The 16,296-nt window shown below is 70.3% G+C and carries 11 protein-coding genes and 3 pseudogenes; 3 read left to right on the forward strand and 11 right to left on the reverse strand.

Translation table 11 applies throughout. The features are described 5' to 3' along the window. Positions 1-104: 104 nt before the first annotated feature. The 6 genes from OG937_45920 to OG937_45945 are packed head-to-tail and all read right to left on the reverse strand — an operon-like array spanning position 105 to position 7,314. Positions 105-2,543 carry a hypothetical protein gene (locus OG937_45920; GenBank protein WUD78523.1) on the reverse strand — a complete coding sequence of 813 codons (2,439 nt, stop codon included), beginning with the start codon at positions 2,541-2,543 and terminating at the stop codon, positions 105-107. Continuing rightward, positions 2,543-2,890, reverse strand: a complete 348-nt coding sequence (locus OG937_45925) for a hypothetical protein (GenBank protein ID WUD78524.1) — start codon at positions 2,888-2,890, stop codon at positions 2,543-2,545. Before OG937_45925 ends, OG937_45920 begins: the two co-directional genes overlap by 1 nt. Next, positions 2,887-5,508 carry an ATP-binding protein gene (locus OG937_45930; protein ID WUD78525.1) on the reverse strand — a complete coding sequence of 874 codons (2,622 nt, stop codon included), beginning with the start codon at positions 5,506-5,508 and terminating at the stop codon, positions 2,887-2,889. Before OG937_45930 ends, OG937_45925 begins: the two co-directional genes overlap by 4 nt. Next, positions 5,505-6,032, reverse strand: coding sequence for a hypothetical protein (locus OG937_45935; GenBank protein ID WUD78526.1), 528 nt, complete (start codon positions 6,030-6,032; stop codon positions 5,505-5,507). The genes OG937_45930 and OG937_45935 overlap by 4 nt, the downstream gene beginning before the upstream one ends. After that, positions 6,029-6,373, reverse strand: coding sequence for a hypothetical protein (locus tag OG937_45940; protein ID WUD78527.1), 345 nt, complete (start codon positions 6,371-6,373; stop codon positions 6,029-6,031). Before OG937_45940 ends, OG937_45935 begins: the two co-directional genes overlap by 4 nt. Then, positions 6,370-7,314 carry a conjugal transfer protein gene (locus OG937_45945; GenBank protein ID WUD78528.1) on the reverse strand — a complete coding sequence of 315 codons (945 nt, stop codon included), beginning with the start codon at positions 7,312-7,314 and terminating at the stop codon, positions 6,370-6,372. Before OG937_45945 ends, OG937_45940 begins: the two co-directional genes overlap by 4 nt. A gap of 1,339 nt (positions 7,315-8,653) precedes the next feature. Between OG937_45945 and OG937_45950 the strand changes: the two genes are divergently transcribed. Next, positions 8,654-8,923 (forward strand): prevent-host-death protein, encoded by a 270-nt coding sequence (locus OG937_45950; protein WUD78529.1) that lies wholly within the window; start codon positions 8,654-8,656, stop codon positions 8,921-8,923. Next, positions 8,913-9,041 (forward strand): annotated as a pseudogene (locus OG937_45955) (VapC toxin family PIN domain ribonuclease). Before OG937_45950 ends, OG937_45955 begins: the two are co-directional and overlap by 11 nt. Positions 9,042-9,456: 415 nt before the next feature. On the opposite strand, the pseudogene dnaK reads toward OG937_45955, so the two are convergent. From dnaK to OG937_45980, 5 genes and pseudogenes are all read right to left on the reverse strand, one after another. Next, a pseudogene (gene dnaK, locus OG937_45960) lies at positions 9,457-10,908 on the reverse strand (molecular chaperone DnaK). Between the two features lie 330 nt (positions 10,909-11,238). Then, positions 11,239-11,859, reverse strand: a pseudogene (locus OG937_45965) (caspase family protein). Then, positions 11,846-12,238, reverse strand: a complete 393-nt coding sequence (locus OG937_45970; protein WUD78530.1) for a hypothetical protein — start codon at positions 12,236-12,238, stop codon at positions 11,846-11,848. Before OG937_45970 ends, OG937_45965 begins: the two are co-directional and overlap by 14 nt. 428 nt (positions 12,239-12,666) lie before the next feature. Then, on the reverse strand, positions 12,667-13,629 hold the full coding sequence (locus OG937_45975) for a hypothetical protein (protein WUD78531.1): 963 nt from the start codon (positions 13,627-13,629) through the stop codon (positions 12,667-12,669). A 58-nt stretch (positions 13,630-13,687) separates the two neighbouring features. After that, positions 13,688-14,269, reverse strand: a complete 582-nt coding sequence (locus OG937_45980; GenBank protein ID WUD78532.1) for a hypothetical protein — start codon at positions 14,267-14,269, stop codon at positions 13,688-13,690. Between the two features lie 946 nt (positions 14,270-15,215). On the opposite strand from OG937_45980, the gene OG937_45985 reads away from it, so the two are divergent. Continuing rightward, positions 15,216-16,256: an ABC transporter substrate-binding protein gene (locus OG937_45985; GenBank protein ID WUD78533.1), complete on the forward strand. Its 1,041-nt coding sequence runs from the start codon at positions 15,216-15,218 to the stop codon at positions 16,254-16,256. The last annotated feature ends 40 nt before the right edge of the window (positions 16,257-16,296 follow it).

Raw genomic sequence — 16,296 nt, forward strand, 5'->3', positions numbered from 1 at the left:
AGTGCTGCTGATCCCGGCAGCGAAGATCGCAGTCAGTGGGCCAGCGCAGCACACCGCGGCGATTAGCATCAGCGTCACCAATAGGCAGGCTCTGCGTATGGCCTTCACTGCTGGTTACCGCCCTGGTCCCAGTCCCACAAGGACCGCTGAGCCTCCATCAGCGCCTCGAACACCCTGCGCCGGTCGGATGCCGGCCCGCTATCCGGCAACGACCGGGCCGGGTGCGGATCGCGGGGCTCGGACTCACCACCGGCGCTGCTCGCCCCCAGCAGCCAGCCGCCCACGGCGGCGTCCCGGACGAACGCGCGGGCGTGCATCGCCGGGTCGTGGACGTCGATCGCGGTGGCCAGACGCTGCCCGGCATGGGCGGTGACGCGCTGGATCCCGCGCCCGGCCTGGCCCCAGGCGTGGGCGTCATCGCGTACCCGTACCGCGGACACCTGCAACTGGTGGAGAGCGTCCTGGGTGAAGTCGGTGACGTGCTGCCGGCCGACCGCAGCCCGGCGGGGCAAGCCGAGCGTCGACCCGTACGCGAAGCGGGCGCCCTGCCGGGCGATGCGGTAGCTGCGGAACCGGACGGCCCGGTTGTGGAAGCGGGTGCTCAGCAGCGTGCGCTGGGTGTCCGGGTCGTGGAGCAGGACGCCGTGTCGGTCGACGACCGGTGCCTCGCCCGGGGCGATGGTGTTGCCCTGACCGTCCTGTTCACCCGGGCCGACGGGACGCCGCATCAGGGCCAGCGCTTCGTCGTCGGGGCGGCGCCCGATCAGCGTGGCGTAGGCGCCGCGCAGGCCGAGGGTGGCCGCGGCGGTGGCCACGCCGAGCGGGGCCAGGCCGCGGCGGGCTTCTGCCAGGGCGTCGCCGGCGAGACGGCCGGTGTCGGCGGGCATGCCCGTCCCGTCGGTCATCGCCAGCGCGTGGGACAGGAACCGGTGCCGCAGCAGCAGTGCGCCGTGCGGTGCGGACAGTCCTCCCAGCCCCAGGCCGCGCCCGCCGAGGCCGGAGATGTGGGCGCCGATCGCGGCGCCGAGCTCGCTGTTGTCGCCGGGCAGGTGGGTGCCACCGACCGGGGAGTACCGCATCCGCAGCGCGAGGCGCTGCCCGAACTGGGCGGTGGCGGCCATCAGCCGCCGGTGGAAAGCGAGCGCGGCGATGGCGAAGGCGTCCAGCAGCAGCAACCGCTCCACCATCAGGCCCCCGCCGGAGGTGGTGAGGAGCGCGTCGACGCCGATGCCGAACATGGGGATGGTCATGGCGGTGGTGAACATGACCATCACCGAGGCCAGGAAGACCCCGATCCACCGCCACACGGCCATGCGGGACGGGCCGGGCAGCATGCCCCAGATGAAGGTGACCGACCCCATGGCGGCCGCGGCGACGTCGGCGGCCTGGGTGCCCAGCAGGATCAGCGCCAGCGAGACGGCCATGGCCGTGACGACCACGGCGGCGACGCCGAGCAGCAGGACCCCGCCGATCCGGTCCCACGACGGTGCCCGGGCGTAGTCGGCGGCCTGCTTCCCGGCGTTGCCGGCGTGGTCCAGGTCGTCCAGCAGGGCGCTGAACTCCGCATCACTGGGGCCGTCGTCCAGTGGCGAGGTGGCGGTGCCGTTGCAGTAGTCCTTCGCCGGCCCAGGGATTCGGTCGCACGTGCTGGAGTCGCCGTGCTCGACCGCGTCGTCGCCCCTGACCATCTTCAGGTGCGCGGCGTAGGCGGCCCGGTTTTCGGGCTTGCCGTCGTCCAGCAGCCGTCCGTACTGCAGTAGTTGGAACGGCTTGACGACCAGCGCGTTGGTCAGGGCGTCCTGTACCGACTTCGCCACGTCGGCCTCGCTGCCCACCGTCGGGCCGGTGCAGCCGGCCGGTGCGGGGCGGTCCACGCGGTCACAGGCCGCACTGCCAGGCCTGCTGGTCGGAGTGGCGCCGAAGTAGGAGTTGCTGGTGATCGCGGCGAGCTCGACGGCAGCCTGGTGGGTTTGGTCCAGCGGCCCGTCCTTGGCGAGCAGGTAGTCCGGCCGTACGAACACCGACGCCGCCAGCGCCGCGATCAGCAGCGTCAGGAAGATCTCTCCCAGGCCCCGGCCGATTTTTCCGCGGGCGACCAGGATCAGCCCGAACACGAACGCCCACGACAGCAGCACGCCTTCCAGCCCGATCGCGCCGACCACGTGGGTGGTGTAGGCGTCGGAGACGGCCTGGGCGGGGCGGAGCATCGCGGTCAGCAGCGGGAAGGTGAAAGCGAACCTGATCAGCCAGCACGCCAAGCCGACCAGGAGTCGCACCATCGAGAACAGTCCGCCCAGGATGAGCGTCTGGAACTGGCGGGTGACGTCGGTGATGGAGCCGCCTTCTGCCCGCAGCTCGTACCCGCTCAAGGGGGCCCCTTCGCTGGTGGTGACGTCCAGCGGGGCCAGCAGGCCCCCGCCGCCCGCGGCGGTGGCCGCGTGGTCGGCGGCAGCGGCCACGCAGGTGTTCACCGTCACGAACACCACCACGAGCAGGGCGACGAATCCGGCCGAGCGGAGCGTGCCGCGATCCAGGCGCCTCATCACCGCCCCCTCCTGCGCCCTGCTGTGACGGTCAGGGCGACGGCGGCCGCGATGGCCGCGGTGGAGAACCCCACCAGCCACAGGCCCTGACCGGACGCGCCCCCGGACACGGCGACCGACGTACCGGCCTGGGGCCCGCAGTAGGCGCGGGCCGGACCGGCGATCAGGTCACAGGGCCCCTGGCCGGTTGCAGACGAAGCGACGACGCTGACGGTCTGCCCCGACGGGCCGGTCGTGGCGGCCGCCGTGGGACGGGGCAGCGCCCAGGCCGCTGCCAGGCACGCCACCAAGACCAGGACCGTCACGGCCACGAGCAGCAGCCGCCCGCGGCTGCAGCCGCGGCTCATCGGGAGCCCCCGGGGGCCGCCGGTGCGGGGTCCGAGCCGGGGGTGGTGAAGATGGCCTGCTGGATGCGGGGGACGGGCGGCACGTGCACCTTGATCCGGCCGACCTGCATGCGCGGGTCGCGCAGCAGCATCTCGCCCTCCCGGCCTACCTGGCCGACCGGCGACAGGCCGGTGGTGACCAGCCGGATCAGGTCCTCGGATGCGCTGTCCAGGCCCAGGAACGCGAGGCCCTTGGCGGCGCGGGCGTGGTCGCTGGTGCGGGCCAGCAGCTTGTAGGCCAGCAGACCGGCATCCGGGCCGAGTTCGTCGACGTCGTGCGCGCCGAGGATGACGCCCGCGGCGTGCTTGCGGCCGTCGTGGAGGATTTCGGCGACCAGCGCCGAGCCTTCCGCGCTCGAGGTCAGCCAGTAGCACTCGTCCAGCGCGATCGCGCAGAACCGGCTGGTGTCGGTGAAGGCGGCCTGCCGGGCCAGGGCGGCGATCAGATACAGCACTGCCCGGCCGATCAGGGCCTCCAAGGGCTGCTGGCGCAGCACGTCGGGGGCGGCGAACGCTTCCTTCGGGGGCAGGGTGAGGCCTGCGGTGGTCACGATGACCATGTCCGAGCCGAGGTCGCCCTCGAGACGGACCGGCGGCAGGCCGGGGTCGAACACCATTGCGGCCAGCGGGTTCGCGGCGACGATGCCGGTCAGGTCGGCCATGGTGGCTGCCGCGTCCCGCCGCATGCCGGGCATCTGGTCGTCGGCGGCGAGCGCGGTCAGGGCGTGAAGGACGTGGACCATGGACGGGGCCGGCTGGGCGGCGGCCTGTTCGACGGCGTGGTGGAGCACGGCGCCGGCGGCGCTCATGGGTCCGACACCGAGCTGTAGCGTTAGGTAGGACAGGGCGTAGTGGGCGCCGGTCCGGCCGCCGAAGACCCGCAGCGGGTCGATCGACAGCGTCGCATGTGCGGCGTCGATGACCTGGCAGCCCTTCCCGGTCGCCGAGCGGCCGAAGGCCGCCCACTCCTTGACCGGTGTGCGGTCGATGACGATGGCCCGCCCGCCGCGGTCGACCACCGAGCAGGTCAGCAGCTTCTCCACGACGCTCTTGCCGGCGCCGAGGTCGCCGACGACGCCCACCGACGCGGAGGCGTTGCGGTGCGGGGCGTCGGCGATGTCCAGCAGGACCGGGCGGATGGTGCCGCAGTCCAGATCCACCCCGACCATCAGCCCTGTCGGATCACCCACCGCCATGGCGGTGAAGGCCCCGGAAGCGGCCCAGTCCGGGGAGAGTTGGTGCTGGGTGAACTCCCGCACGACGCCCGGCCGTACCGCGCCGGGCAGGCCGAGCGTGAACAGGTGCTCCTGCATGCCGTGCGGGCGGATCGCCCGGTAGTCCGCCCCGGACAGCACCGCGGCCAAAGCCCGGGCGCGGGCGTCGCAGGTGTGCGGGTCCTGACCCCAGACGGTGAGCACCGTCACCGACTGGACCTCGACCTCCACGCTGCTGCGCGACAGCCGTGCGTCCTGCTCGGCCAGGTCGCCTGCGGCGTGTGGCAGCGAGTGCGGCATGCCGGTGGGCTGCGCGCCGTACTGCTCGGCCTGGTCCAGCAGCTCCCGCTTCTTGCGCTGCACCTGCTCCTTGGCCTTGTCCGCGGGCACGATCTGCAGGTCGACGGTGAAGTCCACGGGGAAGTCCAGGCCCTCCAGCTGCGCCAGCACGTCGGAGGCCTCCACGGCCCGGGCGGCGGGCAGTTCAGCGAGCGCCAGGTGGGCCTGGTAGGCGGTGCCGGCCTCGCACTCGACCTGCAGCCAGCGCCGCACCAGCGGCGAAGCACCGTCCTCGCGACGCCACCACGGCCGCCGGTCCTCGCGCGCCCGCATCCTCTTGCCTGTGGTCTGGGCGCCGTCCTCGGCCGGTTCGGCTTCGCCGAAGGCGGCGGAGCGGCCGCCTTCGGCGAGCCGGACCTGCCCCAGATCCGCGTAGGAGGGGGAGCGCAGCCGCCCGTCACGCACCGCGCCCCCGTACAGCACCGAGGCCTCGGCGTCGGCCAGCAGCGGCTCGTCCAGTCCCCGGTGCAGGGCGTGCTGGACCATCCACACGATCTCCGCCGGGGACGCCGGCTGCACCGTCAGACCGCCTCCGAGCGCCGCCTGCACACGCTGCGCGCGCTCGGCGTACTCGGTGACCTCCGCCTCGGGCACCGGGGCTGGCGGCAGCCCGGTCGCGGCCGCAAGCTCCGACCACATCGAACCGAGCGTGGCCGACAGCTCGTACCGGCCGCCCGGCACGGTCAGCGGCACCGCCAGCCACAGCGTGCGGCGGTGCATCTCCTGCCCGGCCAGCAGCTCCAGCGACGCCGCGGCGGTCTGCGTCCACGCCGGCAGCCGCCGCCAGTCCAGCCCGGTCACCATCTGCTCGGCGATCTCACCCGGATCCACCCGCGCCGCCAGCCCGAACAACCGCGGCGCACCGGGCAGCGACCGCACCAGCCCCGTCACCCGGCCCAGCAGCTCATCACGCACCCGGGCGGGCACGTAGCGGCCGCCCATCGGCGCCACCCGCCACACCGCCCACACCGCGCCCGAGACAGACCACACCAGATGCCCGGCGATGTGCCGGAACGGAAGCCTCATCCCACACCCCCCGCAGTACCGGCCCGCTGCAGCAGCCCCTCCAAGCCGGTGACCGGCCGCGCCGGACGTGAAGGGCGGCCGGTGCCGCCGCCGTGCGAGGACCTCGCCCCATGGCGGGCCGCGCCCACCGCGGCGGGCGGGGCGGCTTCGATGACGAACACGCCCGTCAGGCGGGTGGGCCGGCGGTCGCGTGCGGCGCGGGCGCCGATCCGCCCACCCTGGGGGAGGGCGGCCAGCGTCAGCCACCCCTCCGCCGCCGCCCACGGGGACCGCCCCCCGATCTTCGCCCCGCGCACCGCCCAGACCGCCAGCCCCCACACCACCACCGGGACCGGCCCCAGCCACGACCACCACGCGAACGTCTTGATCAGCACCATCGCGCCACCGGCCATGACCACCAGCTGCGCCGGGGTGTAGGGGCCGAACGGCAGCGTCCAGTCCCCGACCTTCCCCAGCACCCACGGATGCCGGCGGGCCGCGGTGTAGACACGGGCGACCCGGGCCCGCTCCACTGCGGCGCTCACAGTGCACCTGCCGCGTTGCCGGGAGCCCGGTACGGCGGCGGACCGGGCAGATCGGTGACCGTCCGCACGACCGGCGCGGCGCCGTGCGCAGGATGGTTGATCTCGTCGCTGAACGCGTCGGACAGGCTGTCGCGGGATGCGTAGATGCCCATGCACAGCGCCAGGCCGATCAGCGCGCCCAGCCCGGCCTTCAAACTGAACTTCCGGGCCGCGGTGACGACTGCGATGGTCAACAGGACGATGGGCAGCGACTTCTCCGCCCAGTCCCCGGCCAAAGAGAGCAGGCTGTTGCCGACGTCGGCGAACTTCCCGGCCAACTGCACGGGTGCGGTGACGATCACCGGGCGCCACCTCCGGCCGCGGCGGGCGGGGCGGGGGAGACCCGGCCCGTCGTGGTGGTGGGGGCACCGGCATCCAGGGCGGTGACCTCCCAGCGCCCGTCCCGGGCCGTCAGCGACAGGTCGTAGGCCAGCGGCCACTGGTCGCCGGCGGCATCCGTCGCGCTCACCTGCGTCCGGACCTTCGCTCGTCGGCCGTCCTTGGGCACCGGGCCGTCAGCGGTATCGGTGTCGGTCGCGACCTGATCGACGACCACTGCCGTGTAGCCGGAACCCCGCACCGCAGCCAGGGACGTGCCCGGCGACAAATACCGGTCGACCTCGCCGACCCCGGTGAGGTAGGCCGCGAAGAACTCCTGCAGCGACCTCGCCACCACCCCGCTGCCCGGCAGCAGTCGACCGATCGACGACTGGGGAACCGACGCCGCAGCCGGACCGGTGACCTGAGCCGGCGCCGCGGGCACCGTGAACGCACCCGCCCCACCTGTCCCGTCGCGTGACAGCACCGGAACGGCGAAATATCGCACCACCGAGCCCGCCCCGCCCAGCAGGGTCGACGAAGCGCCAGCCGCAGGGCCGGGCGCGTACTGCGCAGCGACGATCACCGACCAGCGCCCATGGGCCAGCCGCACGCTGCGCACCGCAACCGTCCGCTGCAACACCTGCGCCGTCGGCCGCCCGGACCGCTGCGGCAGCGCCACCGCCGGAGCCAGTGCTCGTACCGCCTGCGCAACACTGCTGCTCTCCTGCGCACTGTCGCTGCGCAACCACAAATCGGTGAACAGCTCGGCCACACCGGCCGGGTCCACGCTGCGCACCGCCGCGCCGCTGGAGGGCTGCGGCTGCGCAACCGCCCCCGGACTCCCCGGCATTGCGCACTGCGCAGCAAGTGCCAGCGGGCCCGCCGCCAGTGCCGCCCACACCACGGTCCGGGTCAGCAGCACACCCCGGCGGGTCGCCCTGACTGTGCGCAGGGCAGGGCGCGGCGTGTCCAGCGGCGGCGACGCAGAGGCCGCCCTCGATGAGGGGCGTTGGCGGCGGAGAACGGAGACGGCCATAAAAGGGCTCCCAAGCGGATAGGTGCAGGTGACGCCACCCATGAAGCCCCGCACCGCTCACCGATCCGCTCACCGATGTGAGGGGTCTGACATCACGGTTCGGCCTCAATAACGCCGGTGAGTTCCCTGGTGAGAACGGTGAGTTGAACCACGGCACTCACCATCTGAGGTCACAGCACGCCGCTGTCACAGGCACAGATCAGCCGACCTGTCAGGCGCTTGCAGGCGGAGGGACCCGGTAGGGCACTGGACCTTGAACTCGAAACGGCCCGCGACCCGATGTTCACGGGCGTTGTGACGGTGGTGGTGACTACCGAGGCGCCAGGAACTCGCGCCGTGGAGCGGTTCCTGTACGCCCCTGCGCAGTGGCAGGGGTAGTGGGGCGAGGTGGCTGCGCAGACTCGTCGGGCAGTGGATGCGCAGTGCGCATCTGCGCCGGTGAGTTGGTTGCGCATCCCTGGTCAGAGGAAGGCGGGGACGGCATCGCTGTCCTGCGAACACCACTGTGGATCTGGTCACCGGCCCGCCCGAAACGTGAAGAGGGCCTCGGTGACTGCGGCAGTCTCCTGTCGATCCCGGCCCTGCCCAGACGACGGCTATCGCCCTGGTCACCGGCCGGCACATCGAGCGGCAGAAATGGGTCCGGGCGTAGTGGCGGATGCCGCATCTCAGGCCGTGACCGGTGCACCCGACCCCGCCTGCTGTGTCGGCTGGCCCGGTGAGGCCTGCCGCGAGCAGGAACGGAAGGCTTCCGGCCCTGCCCGGCGGGCCCCTTGCTCCCCGGTCTCCCGCTTGCCCATCCGTCCGCCGTCTAGCGCAACTCCCGCCACCGCCTGCCCACGGCACAGGCCGAAAGCCGGCAGCGCGGGACCCCGGCAGATGGCGGCCGGGGTCCCGTGCTGGGGGTGTGCATCACGCAAAGGGATTCAACGACCGGCAGCAGAAGGTGTCACGCCCCATGCACCGCCGGGTCCACCGAGGGCTGCGCGCTGGTCGGCGCCGGCGCCGAGCCTGTCCACACGGCTTGTGGCGTTGCTGCACCGCGCATCCAGCCGCTGTCCGTGCTGCTCGCCGTCGGGCATGAAGGTTTCGACCGGGACGCGGGCGTGGTGTCGATGGACCCCAGGCGGGCTCTTTCGCAGACACCGCTCCCCGCAGTGCTGCCGTCACCGACACCAGGTGCTACCTGGTAGCACCTGGTGCCACCTGACGTATGGTGCAAGGTATGGCAGCGCAGCCGGAGATCACCCAGCGCGATTTGCGTACCAGGTCGAAAGAGATCATGGACGCTGTTCAAGGCGGTCAGACCTTTATCATCACCCGGGACGGCCACCGCATCGGTGAGCTGGTTCCGCTGCGGCGGCGTCGGCGTTTCGTTCCCCGCGGCGAGTTCGCCGCCGTGTCCAAGGCTGCCCCGGATGTTTCGCTGGACGCGTTCCGGGCCGACCAGGAGGCCACTGCCGATCAGGAGCCGGGTGATCCCTATGCCCGCTGAGTATCAACAGGGCCTGCTGGACGCGAACGTCATGATCCTGCGCAAGTGGGTGGGCCCGGAAGAACTGCCCGCCGAGGTCGCGATCAGCGCCATCACCCCGGCCGAGCCTGCGCCGGGTGGCCGGATGCGCGACGCCGAGCGCGCCGAGCTGGAGCGGCTGCGGCGGGAGATGGGCGAGAAGAACAAGCGGATACGCGAGCTGGAGATGGAGCGTGATGTCCTCAAGCGATGCATGGTCCTCTGGGTGAAGTGACCGAGACGGACCCGGCCGCTCTGGCCGCGTTCATCGGTAATCAGAGGACCGAGCACCGCGTCCCGCACCGTCTGGCCTGCCAGGTGGTGGGGGTGTCGGAGTTCCTGGTTCTACAAGTGGCGCGACAAGCCCACAACCGCGTGTGAGGTCCGGCGCGGGCAGCTGGCCGACGCGATCCGGCAGATCTTCGAGGGTTCCGGCGGCTCCTACGGTTCCCCGAAGGTCTGGCTCGTCCTGGTCCGCGCGGGCTTCGCCCCTTCGGGTCGTGGGGAACTGTTCAGCTGCGTGTGATTCGCTGCTCTCTGCCCGTCGCCAGATCCTTCGCCGTAACGCGCAGCGCGTTGTCCACGTCTATCTCGAACGTGACCTCGATCTGGGGGACGCCTTTCGGGGCCAGGGTCAGGTCCGTCAGTTCGAAGGTGCCTACCTTCTCGTTGTCGGCGGTTCGTTCGCGTTCGCCGCGGAAGACCTGGATCATGATGGACGTCTGGTTGTTCTCAGCCGTCGTGAAGATCTCCGAGCGCTTCGTCGGAATAGGGGTGTCCTTCTCGATGATCTTTGTCATGACGCCACCCGTGGTCTCGATGCCGAGGGACTGGGGGGCTACGGCGAGCACGAGGACGTCGGAGACCTCCCCGTGGAGGACGGCGGCCTGAAGCGCGGCGCCGACGGCTACGACCTCCTCCGGGTTCACGCCCTCCTTCAGCCGTTTGCCGCCGGTCAGTTGCTGGACGAGGTCACGGACGGCGGGCATCCGGGTGGCGCCACCGACGAGCACGACGTGGTCGATGCGGCGGACGTCGAGTCCCGTGTCCTGGAGGACGGCGCGGAACGGTGCACGGCAGCGGTCCAGCAGGTCGGCCGTGAGCCGCTGGAACTGAGCGCGGGTGAGGGTCTCGTCGAGGTGTAGCGGGCCCTCGGGGGAGGCGATGATGTAGGGCAGATTGATCGCTGTCTCCCTGGAGGAGGACAGCTCGATCTTCGCCTTCTCGGCGGCCTCGCGCAGCCGTTGCATGGCCATCCTGTCCTTGCCGAGGTTCACGCCGTGGCCGGACCGGAACCGTTGGACCAGGTGGTCGATGATGCGCTGGTCCCAGTCCTCTCCCCCGAGGTGGGTGTCCCCGTTGGTGCCCTTCACCTCGACGACGCCGTCGCCGATCTCTAGTACCGATACGTCGAAGGTGCCGCCGCCGAGGCTGAAGACGAGGACCATCCGCTGGTCCGCGTCCTCCTCCAGCCCGTAGGCGAGGGCGGCCGCCGTGGGCTCGTTGACGATCCGAAGGACGTTCAGCCCGGCCATCTCGCCGGCTTCCTTGACCGCCTGGCGCTGGGCGTCGCCGTAGTGGGCGGGGACGGTGAGGACGGCCTCGGCCACCTCCTCGCCCAGGTAGGCCTCCGCGTCCCGCTTCAGCTTCTGGAGGACGAGGGCGGCGATCTGCGGGGCGTCGTACTCCCGCCCGCCCACCGTGTACTTCCAGTCGCTGCCCAGGTGTTGCTTGACGGCGCGGACGGTCAGGTCCGGGTTGGTGATCGCCTGGCGCTTGGCGACCTCGCCGACCAGCACTTGGCCGTTCTTGGCAAAGACGACGACGGACGGCGTGGTCCTGGCGCCTTCGGCATTGGCGATGACGCTGGGCTCGCCGTACTCCAGCGCGCAGACGACCGAGTTGGTGGTGCCGAAGTCGATGCCCACGGCACGTCCGACAGGGGTGGGTGGCCCGCCGGTGTTCAGCGGGGCCTGCGATCCCCAGTAGGTCACGCTCGCCCATGCGCTGCGCACGTTCGACGAGTCGGCCCCGTAGAGCTTCGTGAGCAGCCGGTGGATCTCCGCGTAACGGCTGGCGGCCCCCGCCGGGTCCCCGTGGTGCCCGAGCTGCTCCGCGTCGTCGACGAGCAGTCGGCCCCCGCGATCGGCAGCCTCGTCGTGGCCCCCGCCGGCCGGCGGTCGGTACCCCAGATTCCGGGCCAGCACCAGGTCTTCGACCGTGTCCGTACCCTGCCGCCGCGGCTCGGGCAGCCCCCGGCCGCGCAGCCCCCGGTACAGGGACCGGTACACGTGATCCAGCGTCAGGTCCTCCGGCGCCCGCGGATCGCCCTCCTTGAGCAGCCGCAGCAACTGGCCGGTGAAGGCGGTGTTCCGCTCCCCGCTCGGCGCTAGCGCCGTGACCCCGCTTGCGGTCGCGGTGAGGGTGTACGAGCCGGTGATCTGCGTCTGGTCCATCACGACGTCGTCGGAGGCCAGCACGTCGATGGCGCGTCCCGAGTAGCAGCAGTCGAGGATGACGACGCGGTTGCGGGCGGGGCTGTCGGCGATGAGTTCGCGCACCCCGTCGAACGGCATGGCCGTGTACCGCAGCAGGTCACGGCGGGTCTCGGAGAGCCCCAGGTACAGATTGCCGCGGCTGTCGAGGAGCCCGTGCCCGGCGAAGTAGACGAGCAGAAGGTCCTCGGCCTGCGGCGTGATCTCCGCGAGCCGCCTGTGGACCTGCTCCGCCCGTGTGGGGTCTCGTACGACCGTGCAGTTCTCCTCGGTGAACCAGCCGTGCGCGGGCTGGCTGAACGCGCTCACCAGGTCGTCGAGGTTGTTCCGTACGGAGGGCAGGTCCTGCAGGGAGGGATCGGCGGGGTAGGTGGAGGTACCGACGAGCACGACACGCGATCTGGCGCTGTCAGGCCGTCTCATCGGAGTCCGTGCTCTGCTCGTCCGGCCCCAGGAAGTCGAGGAGTCGGGTGACCAGCGCGTCGTCCGAGGTGGCCCGTTGCACGCTGACCTCGAAGCTCTCCCCGCTCGAACGGACCACCTTCAGGGTCACGTCCCGCGTGCGGTGCTTGACCCACTCGACGGCCGCCCGCGCGAGCACGGTGGCAGCCCCGCCGGTGGAGAGCGCGACCACGAGCGCCTCGGGCAGCCCGCCGCTCATCTCGTCGGGCGCTGGCACGCCGTGCTCCAGCCGGACCCTTCCCCTCAGCTCCCGCTCGTGCCGGAGCCACTCCGCCAGCTCCCCGAGCTCTACGGCCGCCGCCCCCGCGTCGGCGTCTTCGATGAGCAGCCTGGACTCCAACGTCGCCCCCGGGACAAGAGTTACTATTGCGCCACTGTACGAGGGGATCATCCGCCGGGACGGGAAATGCGTAAAGACCCGCAGCTCACAGGGAGGGCTCAGGGGGTGCGCAAGGGCCTCTCAGGGCGGGGCGCCGCCCTGGCTCAACTGGCGTCGGGCCACTCCCCGGCCGAGTACCCGCTGGTGAGACAGACGGCCGTGGAGGGGCTGTACTACGTTCGTGCGGCGCGGGCCCCGCGCTGGGGCCGGAGGGGTGCGCCGAACCCGATGGGTGGGGTACAGCACGCCGTGGCGGAAGAGCCGGGTTGGACACGTCTTCCGTCCCGCCGTGGGAAGCCCACGACCAGCCGCGCTGGACTTGGCTGGCACGTGCATATGCGGGCTTTTGCCAGCCGTCCATGGCTGCGATGGTTCGTTGGCGGCAGGAGTCAGTCCCAGCTGTAGAGCTCGATGTCGAAGTAGGCCTTGTATGCGCCGCCTTGCCCGGAGAGGAGCGGAGTTGCAAGGTCGTACTCGACATCGCGCTCGTACTGCAGTGGCTGCTGCCAGGTGGTGAGGAGCTGCCTGGCCGAGATCGCCAACACGGCCTGGTCGATGAAGTCCTCGGCTGAACCGATGGCGCCGTCGAGTGCCTCGATAAGGAAAGGGACAGCCGCGGTCACGAGCGGGGCTGCCACCGCGCCGGCGCCGACGCTCACGATCAGTGCAACCGCTGCCACAGTGAGCCCTGCTGCTGTACCCACAGCCGTTGCCACCAGGGTGTGGTAATGGGCGGGGTCTCCCTCATCGTGTTCCATCAGGACGGCAGGTAGAAGAAGGCCCTTCCCTGGGTTGCCGCTGTAGACCTCCGCGATGGGGTAGGGAAACGACCCGCCGGCGTCGACGTCGTCGTACTGGATGGGGTTGAGCGTCCCGGATCCGGTGTCGCCTTGGTAGCCGAGGATGAAGTACGGCTCGTCGCTCCCGCTGAAGCGGTTCGTCTCGTGGAAGCAGTTCATGCCGCGATACCGCACGACTACCTTCGAGACCGTTTGCGGGCCGATGTCAGGCCACCAGTAGATAGAGCCGCCCTCGTAGGCACTGGCCCGGCCACCCTCGTTGTCAAGGACCAGGAGCTGGGCGCCGTTTGTCGGGTTGCCCAGCGGTCCGTCCGCACCCCCATGCGCCAGCCAGTGACCTTCAATCGCCTTGCGTGCCGTGTCCCCTTCACCGGGCGTCCTCGGCGTGATGGCACGCGATATGGCCCCCGTTTCGTTTCCGGGGGGCAGGTAGCTCGTTCCAGCATTTTGGTGGATCCTGGCTGCGGCCGCTGCCCTCTCCGCCGCCGCAATGCTCTCCGGGCTCGGGTCCATTTTCCGGGCCATGGCGTGGCCCCAACGATCTACGGACATCGTGGCCTCTCCTCTCGTTGCCACACACGGCTCGTACTCACGGTTGCGTGGGCGCGGCTCATTCGATCCCAGCCGCCGCCGCCCAGAAGTCGAGTGACTCGTTGGGGGTGGTCAGCACCCGCCACAGCTCATTGGCGCGGACGGGCCCCTGAGCGGTCATGCCCATGAGAGATGCCGGACCGTCGAGGAAGTCAGTCCAGGGGTGGTAGGTCAGGCGATCGAGGAAGGATTCATTCGTGAGGCCGAAGCTTCCATCAGCCAGCTCGACCATGGGTGCCGGCTGAGCGCTGTAGATCTGCTGCGACTTCTCGTAGATGTCGAACGACATCTGGACGAACGCTCCCAGCCCGCTTCCGGAGTTGGCCAGGCCGAAGTGCACGACGTAGTCGTGGAACGGATCGCCTAGCCAGGAAGGCAAGCCATCGCTGGGGATGTTCACGGGACGCATGGACTTCGCGTGCACCACAGCTTCACCAGTGGTGAACCCCACCCATGAGTACAGGCCGACGTCCCCAGCCGCGTTGCCCGCCGGATCATCCGCTGCCGCGGGTCCCTGATCGTAGCGATCCCACGCTATGAGGACGCCCATCGCGCCCAGCCCCAAGGACAGCTTCTTCACGTACCAGCCGATGCTTGCCATACGCGGCCCCCTCACGCGACGAATCAGCCAGACACGACATCACGTCATAGACCGATTCTCGGCACTAATTCGGCGCAATAGTGACAGGAGGGTGACCCGCGGACAAGAGGCCCGACACGCCCAGAGCCCTGGCTGCCGCCGCCACCTGCCCTCGGCGAGCGCCGGTCCTGCTGCCAGTGCGTTTAATCCACCGTCGACCTTGGGGTCGGTCGCCACTGCTGTGCGGCAGCCCAACGGGCAGCTGTGCCGCTTGGTTCCCTTGATGCGGAACCTGATCACGTCGCCGGGGGCGATGTCAGCGAGGGCGCGCACTTTCGTCCCGATCGCGTCGTCCAATGACAGCACCGGCCCGTAGTGCGTACTGCTCGCGCAGCATCTCGAATGCGCCCAGCGTGGAGGACACGGACATGTCTGCCAGAACGGTCGCCCGGATCTCGCTTCACCTGCTCCACCGCTTCCCGCTCTTGCCGTCGGACCCAGGCGGCGGTCGGTGCCGCCGGCGTCAGGGGATGGCGTCGCAAAGGTGCGCCCGCCGGGCGGGCGTTGTTCATTTCTCCAAATTGGTGCCCGGCAGGGGATGGCGCACAGCAAGCGGAATGCTTACTGTTTCCCCTGGCAGCGCGGCCGGCGCTGTTGCCGAGCAACGAATCAAGGAGGCCTGTGATGCTGAGCATCAGCCCTTGGTTCCTCGGTGTGTGGCGGCGTTCCAACTCACGCGCCCCCGCAGGTCTGATCTGAATCAGTAGCCGCACCGTCCTCGCGCCGACCCGGCCTTCGAGGCGGTTTCAGCACACCTTTTGGGGCCTGTTTCTTCAGGCTTCCGTGTGCCCGCGCTCGACGTCACTGCTGCGCTCATGCGCCCGTCCGTGACCGGACGGCAGTGGGGTCGGCATGGATTCGTCACCGGCGTCTGTACGACGCCGACTTGCCACCATGAGGACATACCATGCTTTCACGTCACCTTTCCCGCCATGCCCGTATTCGGGGTATCCGTGTTCTTGCTTCGGTGGTTGCCGTCGCCTCGGTCGGTCTGCTGTCCGGCTGCGGGGGTGGCTCGTCTGCTGCTGCCGGTTCCAAGGGCGGGACGCTGCAGTTGGGGTGGATTGCCAACGTGGAGAACATGGGGCCGTACACGGCCCTGGATTCCGGTTTCTTCAAGGACAAGGGTGTTGACGTTACTGTCGCGCCGGGCGGGCCGAGCGTCACCGTGGAGCCGCTGGTCGTCAGCGGCAAGGCCCTGGTGGGTCTGACATCGGCCGACATTGCGGCCAAGGCGATCCTGGCGGGGGCGCCGCTGAAGATCGTGGCGGCCACCTTGCAGACCAACCCGACCAGCGTCATGTCGCTTGCAAGCGCCCCCGTCAACACCCTCAAGGACCTCGAGGGCAAGCGGCTGTGCATTCAGACCAGCGGCCTGGAGACGATGAAGACGGTCCTGAAGGCCAACAAGATCGATATGGCCAAGGTCAAGTTCGTCACTGCGGACTTCGACCCGTCACCGCTGGTGACGGGCCAGTGCGACGCCTTCACCTCGTTCCTGAACAACCAGCCGATCACGCTGGCCGCCCAGGGCGTGAAGACCAAGGTCTTCCCGCTCAGCGACTACGGCTACAACGTCGTCGCCGACGCCCTCGTCGTGAGCGACCAGACCCTGGCCGACCCCGCCAAGAGGGCCGCCGTCGTCAAGATCATCTCCGCTCTTGCCGAGGGCTGGCGCAAGGCCCTGGACAACACCGACGCCGCCACACAACTCATCGTGAACAAGTACGGCAAGAACCAGCACCTGGACCTCAAGCAGCAGACACTCGGCGCCAAGACCTACCTCGACCTGGTTCAGACCGACGAGACCAAGCAAAACGGCCTCCTGTCGCTCAGCGACGCCACCGTGAAGGCCAATATCGCCACCTTGAACCTGCTGGGCACCGGCATCACCGCGGACCAGCTCTTCGACACCTCGCTCATCGCGGACGCCAAGCCGGTCCGCTGACGCCGGCCGCGCTCGCCAACCGCACCATCAAGACAACGAA

It is taken from the genome of Streptomyces sp. NBC_00510, assembly GCA_036013505.1.
Classification (GTDB): Bacteria; Actinomycetota; Actinomycetes; order Streptomycetales; family Streptomycetaceae; genus Actinacidiphila.

What these genes read in the sequence shown, in the direction of transcription:
- OG937_45980 (WUD78532.1), bottom strand. Translation starts at nt 14,269, where the DNA reads ATGGCAAGCATCGGCTGGTACGTGAAGAAGCTGTCCTTGGGGCTGGGC.
- OG937_45920 (WUD78523.1), bottom strand. Translation starts at nt 2,543, where the DNA reads ATGAGGCGCCTGGATCGCGGCACGCTCCGCTCGGCCGGATTCGTCGCC.
- OG937_45975 (WUD78531.1), bottom strand. Translation starts at nt 13,629, where the DNA reads ATGTCCGTAGATCGTTGGGGCCACGCCATGGCCCGGAAAATGGACCCG.
- OG937_45930 (WUD78525.1), bottom strand. Translation starts at nt 5,508, where the DNA reads ATGAGGCTTCCGTTCCGGCACATCGCCGGGCATCTGGTGTGGTCTGTC.
- OG937_45950 (WUD78529.1), top strand. Translation starts at nt 8,654, where the DNA reads ATGGCAGCGCAGCCGGAGATCACCCAGCGCGATTTGCGTACCAGGTCG.
- OG937_45925 (WUD78524.1), bottom strand. Translation starts at nt 2,890, where the DNA reads ATGAGCCGCGGCTGCAGCCGCGGGCGGCTGCTGCTCGTGGCCGTGACG.
- OG937_45985 (WUD78533.1), top strand. Translation starts at nt 15,216, where the DNA reads ATGCTTTCACGTCACCTTTCCCGCCATGCCCGTATTCGGGGTATCCGT.